The 15,538-nt window shown below is 68.7% G+C and carries 16 protein-coding genes; 8 read left to right on the forward strand and 8 right to left on the reverse strand.

The window, feature by feature from the left end; all coding sequences use genetic code 11:
- The first annotated feature begins 10 nt into the window (after positions 1-10).
- From folE to AC57B5_RS24810, 7 genes are all read left to right on the forward strand, one after another.
- On the forward strand, positions 11-733 hold the full coding sequence (gene folE, locus AC57B5_RS24780; protein WP_013800846.1) for a GTP cyclohydrolase I: 723 nt from the start codon (positions 11-13) through the stop codon (positions 731-733).
- A 111-nt stretch (positions 734-844) separates the two neighbouring features.
- Entirely contained in the window at positions 845-1,726 is an 882-nt protein-coding gene (locus AC57B5_RS24785) for an EamA family transporter (protein WP_013800847.1), read from the forward strand.
- Positions 1,727-1,740: 14 nt separating this feature from the next.
- Entirely contained in the window at positions 1,741-2,604 is an 864-nt protein-coding gene (locus AC57B5_RS24790) for a DUF429 domain-containing protein (RefSeq protein WP_496400876.1), read from the forward strand.
- Between the two features lie 45 nt (positions 2,605-2,649).
- On the forward strand, positions 2,650-3,294 hold the full coding sequence (locus AC57B5_RS24795) for a LysE family translocator (protein WP_496400533.1): 645 nt from the start codon (positions 2,650-2,652) through the stop codon (positions 3,292-3,294).
- A 62-nt stretch (positions 3,295-3,356) separates the two neighbouring features.
- Positions 3,357-4,244 (forward strand): alpha/beta hydrolase, encoded by an 888-nt coding sequence (locus AC57B5_RS24800; RefSeq protein WP_496400534.1) that lies wholly within the window; start codon positions 3,357-3,359, stop codon positions 4,242-4,244.
- Between the two features lie 58 nt (positions 4,245-4,302).
- On the forward strand, positions 4,303-5,328 hold the full coding sequence (locus tag AC57B5_RS24805; protein WP_012207242.1) for an AraC family transcriptional regulator: 1,026 nt from the start codon (positions 4,303-4,305) through the stop codon (positions 5,326-5,328).
- A gap of 142 nt (positions 5,329-5,470) precedes the next feature.
- Positions 5,471-6,484, forward strand: coding sequence for a Bug family tripartite tricarboxylate transporter substrate binding protein (locus AC57B5_RS24810; RefSeq protein ID WP_496400535.1), 1,014 nt, complete (start codon positions 5,471-5,473; stop codon positions 6,482-6,484).
- Here the strand turns inward: AC57B5_RS24810 and AC57B5_RS24815 are convergent.
- The 6 genes from AC57B5_RS24815 to AC57B5_RS24840 all read right to left on the reverse strand — a co-directional run bounded on the left by AC57B5_RS24815 (position 6,471) and on the right by AC57B5_RS24840 (position 13,486).
- The gene (locus tag AC57B5_RS24815) at positions 6,471-7,958 is read right to left on the reverse strand and encodes an amidase (protein ID WP_496400536.1); all 1,488 of its coding nucleotides are present in this window, start codon (positions 7,956-7,958) and stop codon (positions 6,471-6,473) included. The genes AC57B5_RS24810 and AC57B5_RS24815 overlap by 14 nt on opposite strands.
- A gap of 100 nt (positions 7,959-8,058) precedes the next feature.
- Positions 8,059-9,552, reverse strand: coding sequence for an ABC transporter substrate-binding protein (locus AC57B5_RS24820; protein WP_496400537.1), 1,494 nt, complete (start codon positions 9,550-9,552; stop codon positions 8,059-8,061).
- A 129-nt stretch (positions 9,553-9,681) separates the two neighbouring features.
- Positions 9,682-10,539, reverse strand: a complete 858-nt coding sequence (locus tag AC57B5_RS24825) for an ATP-binding cassette domain-containing protein (protein WP_496400538.1) — start codon at positions 10,537-10,539, stop codon at positions 9,682-9,684.
- Positions 10,536-11,588, reverse strand: a complete 1,053-nt coding sequence (locus AC57B5_RS24830; RefSeq protein ID WP_063328213.1) for an ABC transporter ATP-binding protein — start codon at positions 11,586-11,588, stop codon at positions 10,536-10,538. Before AC57B5_RS24830 ends, AC57B5_RS24825 begins: the two co-directional genes overlap by 4 nt.
- A 15-nt stretch (positions 11,589-11,603) precedes the next feature.
- Positions 11,604-12,527 (reverse strand): ABC transporter permease, encoded by a 924-nt coding sequence (locus AC57B5_RS24835; protein ID WP_097201483.1) that lies wholly within the window; start codon positions 12,525-12,527, stop codon positions 11,604-11,606.
- Positions 12,524-13,486, reverse strand: coding sequence for an ABC transporter permease (locus AC57B5_RS24840; protein ID WP_013800857.1), 963 nt, complete (start codon positions 13,484-13,486; stop codon positions 12,524-12,526). The genes AC57B5_RS24835 and AC57B5_RS24840 overlap by 4 nt, the downstream gene beginning before the upstream one ends.
- A 308-nt stretch (positions 13,487-13,794) precedes the next feature.
- Here AC57B5_RS24840 and AC57B5_RS24845 point away from each other — a divergent pair, with 308 nt between their 5' ends.
- The gene (locus tag AC57B5_RS24845; protein WP_012207234.1) at positions 13,795-14,058 is read left to right on the forward strand and encodes a YfhL family 4Fe-4S dicluster ferredoxin; all 264 of its coding nucleotides are present in this window, start codon (positions 13,795-13,797) and stop codon (positions 14,056-14,058) included.
- Between the two features lie 4 nt (positions 14,059-14,062).
- Here the strand turns inward: AC57B5_RS24845 and pth are convergent, their stop codons facing one another.
- On the reverse strand, positions 14,063-14,686 hold the full coding sequence (gene pth, locus AC57B5_RS24850) for an aminoacyl-tRNA hydrolase (RefSeq protein WP_012207233.1): 624 nt from the start codon (positions 14,684-14,686) through the stop codon (positions 14,063-14,065).
- A gap of 126 nt (positions 14,687-14,812) precedes the next feature.
- On the reverse strand, positions 14,813-15,442 hold the full coding sequence (locus tag AC57B5_RS24855) for a 50S ribosomal protein L25/general stress protein Ctc (protein WP_013800859.1): 630 nt from the start codon (positions 15,440-15,442) through the stop codon (positions 14,813-14,815).
- Positions 15,443-15,538 lie beyond the last annotated feature (96 nt).

A 15,538-nucleotide genomic window follows, 5' to 3' on the forward strand; every position in this document is an offset into this window, starting at 1 on the left:
CATGCCAGCCATGTTCAGAGAACTCGTCGACATGAAACAAGACAGCCAGGCCGAGGGCACCCCCGTCTCGGTCAAGATCCGCGAACGGTTGAAGCAGGCGCAAAAGCGCTTTCATGCGAACGACAACATCTCCGAATTCATCGAGCCCGGTGAACTCGAGCTGCTGCTCGACGAAGTCCAGGACAAGATGCAGGGCGTGCTCGACAGCATGGTCATCGACACCACGCACGACCACAACACGCGCGCCACGGCGCGCCGCGTGGCCAAGATGTATGTCAACGAGGTGTTCCGCGGCCGCTACGTGGCGCAGCCCGCCATCACCGAGTTCCCCAACGCCGAGCACCTCAACGAGCTGATGATCGTCGGCCCGATCACGGTGCGCAGCGCCTGCAGCCACCATCTGTGCCCGGTGATCGGCAAGATCTGGATCGGCGTGCTGCCCAACAAGAACACCAATGTCATCGGCCTGTCCAAGTACGCGCGGCTGGTGGACTGGATCATGGGCCGCCCCCAGATCCAGGAAGAGGCCATCATCCAGCTGGCCGACCTGATCCTCGACAAGACCCGCCCCGACGGCCTGGCCGTGGTCATGGAGGCTTCGCACTTTTGCATGTCCTGGCGCGGCGTGCGCGAGATGGACAGCAAGATGCTGAACTCCGTCATGCGCGGCGCCTTCCTCACCAATCCTGAACTGCGCCGCGAGTTCCTCTCGCTGGTGTCCAGCCGCAGGTAACTCCCCGGGGTGGCGTCCCCGGACGCCTCAGACAAGACCCCAGGCTGCGCAGTGCGCGGCCTTTTTTCTTTCCCGCGCCAAGCCCGAGCCCCGCTTTCCCCGGACCTGACCATGTCGCTGCAAGCCTTTGCCCTGATCATCATTGCCGGCCTCATCCATGCCGGCTGGAACATCGTGGCCAAGAAGGCGGGCGGCGACTCGCGCTTCGCTTTCTTCACCTCGGTCATCATGATGGTGATCTGGGCACCGCTGGGCTGGTGGGTGGGGCGCGATGTGGTGCCCACATGGGGGCGCAACGAATGGCTGGTGGTGCTGGCCAGCGGCCTGCTGCACGTGGCCTACTACGTGACCTTGCTGCGTGGCTACCGCAGCGCGGACCTCACCGTGGTCTATCCGCTGGCGCGCGGCTCGGGGCCGCTGCTGTCGTCCATGGTGGCGGTGGTCTTCCTGGGGGAGCAGATTTCCTCGCTGGGCGTGCTGGGCATTGCCGGCGTGGTGGTTGGCGTGTTCCTGATCGCGGGCGGCCCCGGCCTGCTGCGCGCACGCCATGACCCCGAAGCGCGCGAGCGGCTGCGGCTGGGCCTGTGGTACGGCCTGCTGACGGGCGCCTTCATCGCCAGCTACACCGTGGTGGACGGCTACGGCGTGAAGATGCTGCTGATGTCGCCCATCCTCATCGACTACATGGGCAACTTCGTGCGCGTGTTCCTGCTCGCTCCCGTGGTGCTGCGCGACCTGCCCACTGCGCGCAGCCTGTGGCGCACGCAGTGGCGCTTCGCGGCCCTGGTGGCGCTGATCAGCCCCATTGCCTATGTGCTGGTGCTCTACGCCATGCAGGATGCGCCCATGTCGCACGTGGCGCCTGCGCGCGAAGTCTCCATGCTGTTCGCGGCGCTGATCGGCGGGCACATGCTGCGCGAAGGCGACCGCCTGGCGCGCATTGCAGGCGCGGTGTGCATTGCCGTCGGCGTGACGGCGCTGGGCCTGGGCTGAGCGCCATGTCGGCAATGCGGGTGCTGGGCTGCGATTTCAGCAGCCGGCCTACGGCGCGCAAGCCCATCACCATGGCCCTGGGCCACCTGCTGGCTGGCGACACGGTGGTCCTGCAGGATTTGCTGGAGTTCGCCTCGCTGGACGCATGGGCCGCCTGGCTGGCCCGGCCCGCCGATGCGGCGCAGTCGGGGCAGTCGGCCTGGGTGGGCGGTTTCGACCTGCCTTTTGGCCTGCCGCGCGAACTGGTGGAGCAACTGGGCTGGCCCACGGACTGGGCGGCCTGCATGGATCACTACGCCGGCCTCACGCGCCAGGCCATACGCGAGCAGTTCAGGGCCTTTTGCGCGGCGCGGCCCGCAGGCGGCAAGTTCGCGCACCGCGCCACGGACGGGCCTGCGGGGGCCAGCCCTTCCATGAAATGGGTGAACCCGCCCGTAGCCTACATGCTGCATGCCGGGCTGCCCTTGCTGCGCGCGGCCGGCGTGCATCTGCCGGGCCTGCATCCGCCCGGCGAAGGCGATGCGCGCCGCGTGGCGCTGGAAGCCTACCCGGGCATGCTGGCGCGCGCCGTGATCGGGCGCCTCAGCTACAAAAGCGACGAGCCCGCACGGCAGACGCAGGAACGCCATCAGGCGCGTGTGCAATTGCTGGCGGCGCTGGAGAGCGGCGACAACCCGCTGGCGCTGCGCCTGCATATCGACGCCGAAAAAGCCCGCAACCAGTTGCTGGCGGACGGCAGCGGAGACCGGCTGGACGCCGTGATCTGCATGCTGCAGGCCGCCTGGGCGGCAGCGCGCCATGCGCAGGGCGATGCGCTCTACGGGCTGCCGCACGATCTGGACCCGCTGGAAGGCTGGATCGTCACGGCCCAGGCCTGACCCAAGCCGCGCTGGAACATGCGATGAATCGAAAAGAGAGAAGCGATGCCGACCTTTGAAACCCTGCTGGCCTTTTTTGGCGTGGCCGTGCTGCTGGGCGTGAGCCCGGGGCCTGACAACCTGTTCGTGCTCATGCAATCGGCCCAGCGCGGCTGGCGCGTGGGCCTGTGCGTGGTGCTGGGCCTGTGCCTGGGGCTGGTGGTGCATACGGCGGCGGTTGCGTTGGGACTGGCGGCGCTGGTGGCTGCATCGCCCCTGCTGTTCACCGCCATCAAGCTGTGCGGCGCGGCCTATCTGGCCTGGCTGGCCTGGGGCGCGCTGCGCGCCGTGGCCCGGCCGGGCGAGATGCCGCAGGCCGCCGCAGCCGACCCGCTGACCCCCGCACAGGCGCTGCGCTGGGTGGGGCGTGGCGTGGTGATGAACCTCACCAATCCCAAGGTGCTGATCTTCTTCCTGGCCTTTCTGCCGCAGTTCGCGGACCCCGCGCGCGGCAGTGTGGCCACCCAGGTGATGGTGCTGGGCTGCGTGTTCATGCTGGCGGCGCTGCTGGTGTTCGGCGCCATCGCCTGCTGTTCGGGCTGGTTCGGCGTGCTGCTTCAGCGCTCCGTGCGCGCCCAAAACTGGCTCAACCGCGTGGCCGGGCTGGTCTTCCTGGGCATGGCCGTGCGGCTGGCCCTGGTGCAGCGTTAGGAATACTCTGCTTTTCGCTGCGGGCCACGGCGCAAGGGCCGGGCCGTGGCACAGTCCACGCCATGCTTTCTCGATTGCGCAATCTTTCATGGCCTGCCGCCTTGCTGATGGCGGGATTGTCCGGACTGGCCCTGCTGATGGCGGCGGCCTGGCTGGTGGGCAGCCTGTTGAGCCAGCCGGACCACCAGCCTGTCGGCGCGCCGCCCGCGGACTGGCCGGTCCAGACGCTGCAGTTGCCCACCGACGAGGGCGGGCAGGTCCGGGGCTGGTTCGCCAAGGGGCAGCCGGGCCATGGTGCCGTGCTGCTGCTGCACGGCGTGTACGCAGACCGGCTGGCCATGCTGGCGCGTGCGCGCATGCTCCATCGGCAGGGGTACTCCGTCTGCCTGATCGACCTGCCCGCGCACGGCGAAAGCAGTGGCGAGCGCATCAGCTTCGGCATGGTCGAAGGCGCAGGCGTGCGTGCCGCCATGGCCTATGTGCGGCAACAGCTGCCGGGCGAGAAAGTGGCGGTGATCGGCACATCGCTGGGCGGCGCGGCCCTGCTTTTGTCCCATGTGGCGCCGGGGCCGGATGCGGTGGTGCTGGAGTCCGTGTTCCCCGACATACGGCAGGCCATAGACAACCGCGTGCGCGCGCACATCGGCTGGCTGGCGGACGTGGTCACGCCCTTGCTGGCGTGGCAGCTGCCGCTGCGCTTGCATCTGGAGCTGGCGCAACTGCGTCCCATAGACCATGTGAAGGCGCTGGGCGCTCCCGTGCTGATCGCGGCCGGGCTGCAGGACCGGCACACCACGCCCGCAGAAACCCGCGAGCTGTTCGATGCGGCGCGTGAACCCAAGGCGCTGTGGATGGTGGAGGGCGCCGCGCATGTGGACCTGTACTACTACGCGCCCAAGCCCTACGAGCAGCGGGTGCTCGGATTCCTGGATCGATATCTGGGCCATTGATGGAGACAATGGCGGGCAGGCCTTGACCTGCCCATCTGACGCCGTCTCCACCAAGCCCATGCCACAGACCACGGCCCACACCATTGCCATTGCCCAGGTCCTGCAGATCGTGCAGGGCGTGCAGCGCAATGGCATGGATGTGCCAGCCATCCTGCGCCGCGCCGGCATTGCGCCGGCCCTGCTGGATGCGCCGCTGTCGCGCGTGACCCAGGCGCAGTACGCGGCGCTGATCCGCGTGCTGCGCCGCGTTTGCCGCGACGAGCTGTGGGGCCTGTGCCGCCATCCGCTGCCCGTGGGCAGTTTTGCCCAGGCCTGCCGCACCATGCTGCCCTGCCGCACGCTGGGCGAGGCATTGCAGGCCGGGCTGCGTTTCTACCGCCTGGTGCTGCGGGACTTCGCTCCCCGGCTGCAGGTGGTGGACGGCGTGGCCCGCATCGCCATGGTGTCGCTGCGCGAGCGTGATGCGCCGCTGGCCTATGCCGAGCGGTCCTTTTGCTTTCTGGGCTATGGCGTCATGTCCTGGCTGGTGTCGCGCAGGATTGAGTTGACGGGCGTGTGTGCACCGGCCGGAGCCAGCATGCCGTATGGCACGGAGGCGCAGCGCCTGTTCCTGGCGCCGCTGCAGCGTGACCGCGACTTCACGGGGCTGGAGTTCGATGCGCGCTGGCTGGAGCTGCCCGTGGTGCAGACCCCGGAGAGCCTGGCCGAATTCCTGGACCAGGCGGCCATGGGCCTGGTGATCCGCTACCGCGACCGCACGCGCCTGGGCGAGCGCATCCGCCGCCTGCTGCGCCGCGACCTGGCGGGGGAGCTGCCGTCGCTGGAGCAGGTGGGCGCCGCACTGTCCATGACACCGCAGACGCTGCGCCGCCGCCTGCGCGACGAAGGCCTGGGCTTCCAATCCCTCAAGGACGACCTGCGCCGCGACGCCGCCATCGAATTGCTGAACCGCCCGGATCTGACCCTGGCCGACATCGCGGCCCGCGTGGGGTTTGCGGAGGCCAGCACCTTTCACCGCGCCTTCAAGGGCTGGACCGGCCTGCCGCCGGGCGCCTACCGGCAGGCCCAGCATCGCGGCCGCTGATCTTTTTTGCCAATCATTTTGAGACGATCGGCGATTGGTGGCTGAAGGCCCGGTGGCCACACTGTCCATGGACCCTGCCACTGCGGCAGGGCACACCGCCCCGCCAACGAGGGCGGAGCACCGAAGGACAAGGAGACAAGCCATGGAATCGAGCCGACGCGGCTGCCTGCGGGCAGCGCTGGCATGCGCCGCCAGCGCCTCACTGAGCGCTGCCCTGGGAATGGCATCGCCGATCGCCTTTGCACAGCCGGCAGGCGGTGCCTATCCGTCCAAGCCGCTGCGCATGGTGATTCCCTATCCGGCGGGTGGCGGCACGGACATCATCGGCCGCATCATTGCCCAGCAACTGAGCCAGGCCTGGGGTCAGCCCGTGGTGGTGGAGAACCGGCCGGGCTCCAGCGGCATCATCGGCGGCGATGTGGTGGCCAAGTCGGCGCCCGATGGCTATACGCTGCTGCTGGGGATCACGGCCATGATCCAGGCGCCTGCGCTGTACGCCAGGATGCCTTATGACGTGCTCAAGGACTTTGCTCCCGTATCGCAGGTGGCCCTGTCCTCGGACCTGTTCGTGGTGCCGCGCGACGTGCCGGCCACGACGCTGCAGGAGTTCATCGCCCTGGTCAAGGCCCATCCGGGCAAGTACAGCAACGGCAACTACGGCAACGGCACCTCCTCGCACATGCATGGCGAGCTGCTTCGTGCCCGGGCCGGGCTGGATCTGGCGCTGATTCCCTACAAGGGCGCGGCGCCGCTGGTCAACGATGTGCTGGGCGGGCAGCTGTCGTCGGGCTTCATCGACGTGTCCTCGGCCAATGCGCACCTGAAGTCGGACAAGATCCGCATCCTGGCCATCACCGGCATGCAGCGCCATCCGGCGCTGCCCGATGTGCCCACCTTTGCCGAGCTGGGGCTGGCGGGCTTCGAGGCCAATGGCTGGTTTGCCACCTTCGTGGCGGCGGGAACGCCCCGGCCCATCGTGGACAAGCTCTCGGCCGAGGTGCGGCGCATCGTGGCCTCGCCCGAACTCAGCGGGCGCCTGGCGGCCATGGGGCTGCGCCCGGTGGGCGGCACACCCGAGGACCTGTCAGCGGCCATGGCGCGCGACCTGCCGCGCTGGGCGCGCATCGTCAAGGATGCGGGAATCAGGCTGGAGTAGCCGGCACTGCTCGTGCCCGTGCCCGTGCCTGTGCCCCGTCTTCGCTGTCGCCAGTGCCCTGGCCCGGAGGCAGGGGCTGTGGCCAGGCAGGCTGCGGCGGCCGCAGCTGCTCCAGCACACGGCTGAGCCGCAGCACGCCCAGGTCGTCAAAGCGGCGGCCCGCGATCTGCACGCCGATGGGCAGCTGCCCGTCATGCCCGCAGGGCACGGACGCGGCGGGCTGTTCGGACATGTTGTAGGGCACGGTGAAGGCAATGTGCTCCAGCGGTCGCAGCGGGTCGTTGGTGGGGCTGGGCAGGTGGGCCGGGAAAGCCGTGATGGGCGCCACGGGGGACAGCACGTAGTCGTAGGCCGCCGTGGCCCGCACCGTGGCCACGCGCAGAAGGTGCGACTGCTGGCTGGCCACGAACAGCTGGGTGGCGGTGATGGACCCGGCACTGTCGGCCCAGTCGCGGATGAAGGGCAGGACCACGCGGCGCTGGGCGTCCGGCAGCGACTGCATTTCCACATGCGAGCGCATGCGCCAGAAATGGTCGAGGCCGTCGAGCATGTCGCGGGTGAGCCAGGGCTGGATGATCTCGATATGGGCGCCGGCCGATTCCAGCCAGGCCGCAGCCTGCTCCACCACGGCACGCACGCGGGGCTGCAGGGGCAGGCCGCAGCCGGCATCCAGCAGCAGGCCTATGCGCAGGCCGCGCACCTGGGCAGGGTCCATGTCGAAGCCGCTCCAGGCAATGTCCTGGTGCGGCAGGCCCATGCTGTCGCGCGCATCTGGCAGCGACAGCGCCTGCATCATCAGTGCGGCATCGGCCACGCTGCGCGTCATGGGGCCGGCGCAGCGGCCGGTGTAGGGCGGGTCGATGGGCACGCGGCCCAGGCTGGGCTTGAGGCCGAAGATGCCGCACCAGCCTGCGGGCAGGCGGATGGAGCCGCCAATGTCCGTGCCCACATGCAGCGGCCCGTAGCCGGCCGCCGCAGCGGCGCCCGCGCCTGCGCTGGAGCCGCCCGGCGTCTTGTCCGGATCCCAGGGATTGAAGGTGTTGCCGTGCAGCGAGGACAGGCCCGAGGACAGCATGCCGTAGTCGGGCATGGTGGTCTTGGCGAAGAGGATGGCGCCCGCCTCGCGCAGGCGCGCAGCGGGCGGTGCGTCCAGCGGGGCAGCGACCTGGGGCGTGGCGGCCGTGCCCACGGGGGTGGGGTCGCCGCGCGTGGCGATGTTGTCCTTGACCGTGGCGGGGACTCCGTCGAGCAGGCCTGCCGGCTCGCCGCGCAGCCAGCGGGCCTCGCTGGCGCGTGCCTGGGCCAGTGCGGCCTCGGGGCGCAGCAGGTAGGTGGCGCCCAGGGCCGGCTCCCAGCGCTGCACATGGGCCAGCAGCTCGTGCATGACCTCGACGGGCGAGAGGCTGCGCTCCCGGTAGGCGCGCAGCAGCGCATGGGCGGGTAGGTCGTGCAGGGCCTGTGTCGTTCCAGTCATCGCGGCTTCCTTGAGGATGGCGGTTCCAGCGGCAGATCTGCCGCAGTGTGGACCGGGGCCACCGGCGCGCCTGTCGCCTGTGGCTCAGCCGGTGCGCGGTTCAGGTGGCCCAGGACAGTGCCGAGAGATCGTTGACGAAGATGGGCATGTCCTTCCACAGTCCGCGCAGGTTCTTGTTGGCCACGGTGACCCATTGCGGCGTGTAGAGGAAGGCGTGCACGCAATCCTGGGCCAGCAGGCGCTGGGCATCGCCCAGCAGGCGCGAGCGGTCGGCGGGGCGCGAGGCGTTCTTGATCTTGTCGTACAGCTCGTTGAACTGGGACGACTGGTAGCCCCAGTAGTAATCGGGCTTGGCGAAGTTGCCCAGGTCGAAGGGCTCGACATGGGAGATCAGCGTCAGGTCGTAGTTCTTGAGGGTGTAGGTGCCCGACAGCCACTGCGCCCATTCGACGTTCTGCAGCTTGGCGCGGATGCCGATCTTGGCCAGCTGCGCGGCAATCACCTCGCCGCCCTGGCGCGCGTAGGGCGTGGGTGGCAGGGTCATGGTCAGCTCCAGCGGAGTCTTGACGCCGACCTCGGCCAGCAGCGCCTTGGCCTTTTCCACGTCGAAGGGGTTGATGCCCGTGGTGTCCACATAGCCAAAGGCCGTGGGCACGTAGTAGCTGCCGATGGGCAGGCCGTAGCCGTCGCCCGCGCCGTCGATCACGGCCTTGCGGTCGATGGCCGCGGCGATGGCGCGGCGCACGCGCGCGTCGCCCAGGGGCTTGCGTGCGTTGTTCATGGCCAGGATGGTCTTGGCGCGCGAGCCGCTGACCACGACCTGGAAGCGCCCGTTGGCCTTGAACTGGGCCACGCTGCGCGGCGTCACGCGCGGGAAGGCATCGACGTCGCCAGCCAGCAGCGCAGCGACCTGGGCCGCAGGGTCCGAGATGAAGCGAAAGCTGGCGCGGCGAATGCGCAGGCCGGAGGCCATGCGGTGCTGCGGCCAGGCCGTGAGCGTGACCGAGGCGCCCTTGCTCCAGTTGCCCAACTGGTAGGGGCCCGTGCCCACGGGGCGCGTGGCGTTGTTGGCCGCGCTCTTGGGCTCGACGATGATGGAAGTCGCCTGGCCGAGCACGAAGAGGAAGTCCGGATCGATGTCCTTGTTGATCACGACCACGGTATGGTCGTCCACCACGCGCGTGGACAGGGAGGCGAAGGTCCGCTTGTCCTTGTTGGTGCTCTTGTCGTCGCCCGCCCGGTCGAAGGAATACTTCACGCTGTGGGCGTTGCAGGGCTCGCCGTTCTGAAAACTCACGCCCTTGCGCAGGCGGAAGGTGTAGGTCTTGAGGTCGGGCGAGACCTCCCAGCTCTCGGCCAGCAGCGGCGAGACGCTGCCGTCCGGGTTGATCTTGGTCAGCGTCTCGAACAGGTTGTAGAGCACGATCTCGCCGATGGACGATGCGGCCCCGGCCGTGGGGTCCAGCCCCGGGGGCTCCAGCGTCATCGCCAGCGTGATGCTGTCCTTGCGGCTCTGGGCCAGCGCAGGCCAGGGCATCAGCAGGGGCAGGCCGGCAGCAGCGGAGCTGGCCAGCAGGGAACGGCGGTTGAACATGAACAGGTCTCCGGAAATTCTTGCAGATGGTTCTCGGGCCGCTGTCTGCGGCCTGCAGCAGTGTTTTTACACCACGGCGCACGGGTGCGTGGCCCTGGGGGCCTGGTCCGCCCGGGCGGCCGTCAGCTTTCAGGCCCGGTGCTGCAGGGCGATGCGCGGCACGGCCCGGACCAGGGCCTGCGTATACGGGTGCTGCGGGGCGTGGAACAGCTGCTGCGGCGCTCCGCGCTCGACGATGCGGCCCTCGCTCAGCACGATGGCGTCGTCGCACAGGTGCTGGACCACGGCCAGGTCGTGGCTGATGAACAGATAGGACAGGCCCAGCTGCTGCTGCAGATCGTGCAGCAGGTTCAGCACCTGGGCCTGCACCGAGACGTCCAGCGCACTCACGGGCTCATCGGCCACGATGAGGCGGGGCCGTGTGATCAATGCCCGCGCAATGGCGATGCGCTGGCGCTGGCCGCCCGAGAACTCGTGCGGGTACTTGTCCAGATCCTGCGCGCGCAGGCCGACCTGTTCCAGCGTGGCGCGGGCCAGGTCGTGCCGGGCACTGCGTTCGGGCGACGCAGGCTGTGCGAGCAGGGGTTCGCAGACGATGTGCTCCACCGTCATGCGCGGGTCCAGCGAGCCGTAGGGGTCCTGGAACACCATCTGGAAGTCGCGGCGTGCCGTCCGCAGTGCCTGGCGGTCCAACTTGTGCAGATCCTGGCCCAGCAGCCGCACGCTGCCGGCGCTGGGCGTGTCCAGCGCCATGACCAGGCGTGCCAGCGTGGACTTGCCTGAGCCCGACTCGCCCACCACGCCCAGGCTGCGCCCCGCCGGCAGCGTGAAATCCACGCCGCGCAGCGCATGCACCTGCTCCGGCGCGCGCCACAGCGACCGGCGCGGCAGCTGGTAGCTGCGGGCCAGGCCTGTCACTTGCAGCAGGGGTGCATCGGCGGCCGGTGGCGTCTGGACCGGTGGCGTCTGGAGGGGGGGGCCTGTCATGCGCATTCCTGTGCAGGCAGGCCCTGTGCAATGGCCTCGGGGCGCAGGCAGCGCACCACATGCGGCTGTGCCCAGGCCTGCAGGGATGCGGGCGTGGGCCGCTGCGGGCGCTCCAGTACCACGGGGCGCGGGCGCTCGCTGTGGCAGGCCGGCTCGGTGAAGCTGCAGCGGCCCGCGAAGGCGCAGCCGGCCGGCAGGTCCACCAGCTCGGGCACGGTGCCGGCAATGGTGGGCAGCCGGGCCGGCGGCAGGCTGCCGGGGGCGGACAGGTCCAGCTGGGGCCTGGCCGCGAACAGGCCGCGCGTATAGGGATGGGCGCGGCGCGCGAAGATGGCCTCGGTCATGCCGCTTTCGACCACGCTGCCGCCGTACATGACCAGCAACTGCTCCACGTTCTGCGCGATCACGCCCAGGTCGTGCGAGATCAGCAGCAGGGCCATGGAATGCTCGGCCACCAGTTCCTGCAGCAGGTCCAGGATTTGCTGCTGAACGGTCACGTCCAGCGCCGTCGTGGGTTCGTCGGCAATCAGCAGGTCGGGCCCGCAGGCGAGGGCCATGGCGATGGTAATGCGCTGGCGCTGGCCGCCCGAGAACTGGTGCGGATAGTCGTCATAGCGCTGGGCCGCACGGGCAATGCCCACGCGCTCCAGCAGCGCCACCGCATGCGCGCGCGCGGCCTGGCGGCCCAGACGCAAGTGATGGCGCAGCGGCTCGGCCACCTGGCGGCCGATGCCGTGCACGGGGTTCAACGCCGTCATCGGCTCCTGGAACACCATGGCCATGCGGTTGCCGCGCAGGCGGCAAAGCGCGTTCTCGTCCATGTCCAGCAGCTCCTTGCCGTTGAGCTGGATGCTGCCGTCCACCTGCGCATGCTCGGGCAGCAGGCCCATCAGCGCCAGGGCGGTCAGCGACTTGCCGCAGCCCGACTCGCCGATCAGGCCCAGCGTGGCGCCGCGCTCCAGGATGAACTCCAGGTTCTGCACGGCGCGCGCGCGGCCGCGCGGGGTCTGCAAGGTGATGGTGAGGCCGGAGACTTCGAGCAGGGGCATGGGCGCGTGCCTTCCTCAGCGCTGGCGCGACAGGCGCGGGTCGAGCAGATCGCGCAGCCCGTCGCCCAGCAGGTTGAGCCCGAGCACCGACAGCGCAATGGCCAGGCCCGGCCACACGGCCAGCAGCGGTGCCTGGAACATGAGGGTCTGCGCCTCGCTGAGCATGCGGCCCCAGGAGGCCTGGGGCGGCTGCGTGCCCAGGCCCAGATAGGACAGGGCGGCCTCGGCCAAAATGGCCAGCGCGAACTGGATGGTGGCCTGCACCACCAGCACCGGCAGGATGTTGGGCAGCACGTGGCGCCAGGTGATGCTGGCGCGGCCATGGCCGCAGGCGCGTGCGGCCAGCACGTATTCGCGCGCCCACACGGCCTTGGCCGATGCCCGCGTGATGCGCGCGAAGGTGGGAATGTTGAAGATGCCGATGGCAATGATGGCGTTGACGATGCCCGCGCCGAACACGGCCGTGAGCATGATGGCCGACAGCAGCGCGGGAAAGGCAAAGCTGAAATCGGCCAGCCGCATGATGGCCTCTTCCACCCAGCCCCTGCAGGCTGCCGCGACCAGGCCCAGCGCCACGCCCATCGACAGCCCGATACCCACGGCAATCACGCCGACCAGGATGGAGCTGCGCGCGCCCAGGAACAGCAGCGAGGCCACGTCCCGCCCATAGGCGTCGGTGCCCAGCCAGTGCAGGGCGCCCGGTGCAGCCAGCTTGGCGTCCATGTCCATGTCGTAGGCAGAGCCCGGCGTCCACCAGAAAGACAGCAGGGCCGTGAGCAGCAGCAGCGCGGTCAGCACCGCTCCCAGCAGGAAGCTGCGGTGGCCCAGCATGCGCCGGCCCGCTCCGGCGGGCGCGCCCAGGGTGACGGCCCGCGTGGGCCGATGGCCCGCTTGCGAGGCGGAGGGCGGGGGCGAAGGAGGGCTGTGCGGCTGGTTCATACGTCGCTGGCCTCGATGCGCGGATCAATGGCCGCGTACAGCACGTCCACGATGAAGTTGATGACCACCACCATGGCCGCCAGCAGCAGCACGCAGTTGCGCACCACGATCAGGTCGCGGTTGGCGATGGACTGGAAGATCAGCCGGCCCAGGCCCGGCAGGTAGAACACGTTCTCCACCACGATGGTGCCTGCCAGCAACTGGGCGAACTGCAGGCCCATGACCGTGAGCACGGGAATCATGGCGTTGCGCAGCACATGGCCCCAGAGCACGGCACGGCGCGACAGTCCCTTGGCGCGGGCCGTGCGCACGAAGTCCTCGCGCAGCACCTCCAGCACGGCCGAGCGCGTGATGCGCGCCAGGATGGCCGCCTGCACCACGGCCAGCGAGATGGCCGGCAGCAGCAGCGCCTGCAGTGCCTGCAGCGGGCCACCGCCGTCGGCCTCGCTCCAGCCGGGAAAGCCGCCGGCGGAAAACCATTGCAGTTTCACCGAGAACACCAGGATCAGCAGGATGGCAAACCAGAAATTGGGGATGGCGATGCCGACCTGTGCCAGGCCCATGATGCCCAGGTCGCCCCAGCGGTTGTGGCGCGAGGCGGCATAGATGCCGGCGGCCAGTGCCAGCACGGTCGTGATGAGCATGGCCATCACGGCCAGCGGCACGGTGACGGCCAGCCGCTCCAACACCAGCTCGCTGACCGGCGTGCTATAGGCGTAGCTCAGGCCCATGTCGCCGTGCAGCAGCCCCTGCAGCCACTGCAGGTAGCGCTGCCAGGCCGGCTGGTCCAGCCCCAGTTGCACGGCCAGCGCCTGCACCGCCTCGGGCGCGGCATCGGGGCCCATCAGCGTCTGGGCGGCATTGCCGGGCAGCACTTCCAGCACGCCGAAAACCACGGCCGATGCGCCCAGCAGCGTGGCTGCCAGCATCAGCAGGCGCTTGAGCAGAAAGATGCTCATGGGCAATCGGCCTCGGCAGGGTGGGTGGCGGTCACGTCGGCGGAGTGGGTGGGTTGTTCTTGGAAGGGCCCGAATGGTACTGCGCACGGCCCATGCGCGCAGCATAGCGGCCTTTGAAGCGGCAGGGCCCCGATGGACGGGGACGCGGCCATCGATTTCAGGGCGCCGGGCTTGCCCGTGCAGCCTCCATGCTTATGTGGCGGACAGGATAATGGCGGCATGACTGATGCCACCTTGCTGCAAGGCCCGTTCGGGGCGCATGGGCCCGCCCGGCCCGGAGCGTGGCTGGCACTTGCGAGGGACCTGCCATGGCTTTGATGATCACCGACGAATGCATCAACTGCGATGTCTGCGAGCCCGAGTGCCCGAACGATGCGATCTCCATGGGCGAGGAGTACTACGAGATCGAGCACAGCAAGTGCACGGAGTGCGTGGGCCATTTCGATGAGCCCCAGTGCGTGCAGATCTGCCCGGTGGCCTGCATTCCCGTGAATCCCGCCCATGTGGAAGACCGCGAGACGCTGATGCAGAAGTACCTGCGTCTGCAGTCCCAGGCTCCCGCTTCTTCCTGAACGTTCAGCCCTTGTCGCTCTCGGCCGTGGCCGGGCGTGCGGGCTTGGGGCGCGGCGGCTTGGTGGTGTGGATCAGCAAGGTTGCCTTGTCCATATTGCCGGCCTGCAGTTCGGGCCAGGCCTTGAGGGAGTGGGCGATGCTGTCCTCGATCAGCTGGCGCTGGTCCGGCGCGGGCTTCTTGAGCACCCAGTTGGCGACTTCGGCCTTGTGCCCCGGATGGCCTATGCCGATGCGCAGCCGCCAGTAGTCGGCCGAGCCCAGCTGGGCATGGATATCGCGCAGGCCGTTATGGCCACCGTGGCTGCCGCCGCGCTTGAGCTTGACCTGACCGGGCTCGAAGTCCAGTTCGTCATGGACCACCAGGACTTCCTCGGGCTGGATCTTGAAGAAGCGCGCCAGCGCGCCCACCGACTTGCCCGACAGGTTCATGAAGGTCTGCGGCTGCAGCAGCCAGACGTTCTCGCCGCGCACGCTGGCACGGGCCATGAGGCCGAAGTAGCTGCGCTCGGGTACCAGCTGGACCTTGAGTTCGCGCGCCAGCGCATCAATCCACCAAAAGCCCGCGTTGTGGCGGGTGTCCTCATACTCCGGCCCGGGGTTGCCCAGGCCGACAAACAATTTGATCATCGGGCGATTATCTCCATGGCGGCCGCAGCAGGTGGGTGAGGGTGCTTCCCCATGCAAAAGGCCCACGCGAGGTGGGCCTTTTGCAGGTTTGCGGCAGCCGGGGCCACCGCAAGGGAAAGCCAAGAATTACTTCTTGCCCTTCTTGGCCGGAGCGGCCGGGGCTGCCACGGGAGCTGCCGATGCATCAGGAGCCACTTCGGGCAGCTTGATGGAGATCAGGGCGGGGTTCTTGTTGGAACCGCGCACCACGGCCTTCACGCCGTTGGGCAGCTTGACGCCTTGCAGGCCCAGGGTGGACTTGGAAGTCAGGCCGCTCAGGTCCACGGTGATGAACTCGGGCAGTTGGGCGGGCATGCACACCACGTCCAGTTCATGGACCAGGGGAGTGATCGTGCAGTTCTCGACCTTGACGGCCTGGGACTGTTCCATGCCTTCGAAGTGCAGCGGCACCTTCAGGTGAACCTTGGTCTTGTCGTCAACGCGCTGGAAGTCCACGTGCAGGATGAGCTGCTTGTAGGGGTGGAATTGCACGTCGCGCAGCACGACCTTGGAGGTCTGGCCGTTGACTTCCATGTCCAGGATGCTGGAGTGGAACACTTCCTTCTTCAGGGCGTGCCACAGGGCGTTGTGATCGATTTCGATCAGTTGGGCTTCGGCAGCACCGCCGTAGACGATGCCAGGGGCCTTGCCCGAATTGCGCAGACGGCGGCTCGCACCCGTACCTTGCTTGGCGCGCTCAAAAGCGACGAATTGCATAACTAACTCCTAGATGGATGGACCGCGACCAGCCTCATCCGTTGATAAAAGAACGCCTGTCCGATGCGGACCAGGCTGCTCTTGCGGTGTCCCGGG

Source organism: Delftia sp. BGA-UO-ETr-SB1, assembly GCF_059567865.1.

What these genes read in the sequence shown, in the direction of transcription:
- folE (WP_013800846.1), top strand. Translation starts at nt 11, where the DNA reads ATGTTCAGAGAACTCGTCGACATGAAACAAGACAGCCAGGCCGAGGGC.
- AC57B5_RS24785 (WP_013800847.1), top strand. Translation starts at nt 845, where the DNA reads ATGTCGCTGCAAGCCTTTGCCCTGATCATCATTGCCGGCCTCATCCAT.
- AC57B5_RS24790 (WP_496400876.1), top strand. Translation starts at nt 1,741, where the DNA reads ATGCGGGTGCTGGGCTGCGATTTCAGCAGCCGGCCTACGGCGCGCAAG.
- AC57B5_RS24795 (WP_496400533.1), top strand. Translation starts at nt 2,650, where the DNA reads ATGCCGACCTTTGAAACCCTGCTGGCCTTTTTTGGCGTGGCCGTGCTG.
- AC57B5_RS24800 (WP_496400534.1), top strand. Translation starts at nt 3,357, where the DNA reads ATGCTTTCTCGATTGCGCAATCTTTCATGGCCTGCCGCCTTGCTGATG.
- AC57B5_RS24805 (WP_012207242.1), top strand. Translation starts at nt 4,303, where the DNA reads ATGCCACAGACCACGGCCCACACCATTGCCATTGCCCAGGTCCTGCAG.
- AC57B5_RS24810 (WP_496400535.1), top strand. Translation starts at nt 5,471, where the DNA reads ATGGAATCGAGCCGACGCGGCTGCCTGCGGGCAGCGCTGGCATGCGCC.
- AC57B5_RS24815 (WP_496400536.1), bottom strand. Translation starts at nt 7,958, where the DNA reads ATGACTGGAACGACACAGGCCCTGCACGACCTACCCGCCCATGCGCTG.
- AC57B5_RS24820 (WP_496400537.1), bottom strand. Translation starts at nt 9,552, where the DNA reads ATGTTCAACCGCCGTTCCCTGCTGGCCAGCTCCGCTGCTGCCGGCCTG.
- AC57B5_RS24825 (WP_496400538.1), bottom strand. Translation starts at nt 10,539, where the DNA reads ATGACAGGCCCCCCCCTCCAGACGCCACCGGTCCAGACGCCACCGGCC.
- AC57B5_RS24830 (WP_063328213.1), bottom strand. Translation starts at nt 11,588, where the DNA reads ATGCCCCTGCTCGAAGTCTCCGGCCTCACCATCACCTTGCAGACCCCG.
- AC57B5_RS24835 (WP_097201483.1), bottom strand. Translation starts at nt 12,527, where the DNA reads ATGAACCAGCCGCACAGCCCTCCTTCGCCCCCGCCCTCCGCCTCGCAA.
- AC57B5_RS24840 (WP_013800857.1), bottom strand. Translation starts at nt 13,486, where the DNA reads ATGAGCATCTTTCTGCTCAAGCGCCTGCTGATGCTGGCAGCCACGCTG.
- AC57B5_RS24845 (WP_012207234.1), top strand. Translation starts at nt 13,795, where the DNA reads ATGGCTTTGATGATCACCGACGAATGCATCAACTGCGATGTCTGCGAG.
- pth (WP_012207233.1), bottom strand. Translation starts at nt 14,686, where the DNA reads ATGATCAAATTGTTTGTCGGCCTGGGCAACCCCGGGCCGGAGTATGAG.
- AC57B5_RS24855 (WP_013800859.1), bottom strand. Translation starts at nt 15,442, where the DNA reads ATGCAATTCGTCGCTTTTGAGCGCGCCAAGCAAGGTACGGGTGCGAGC.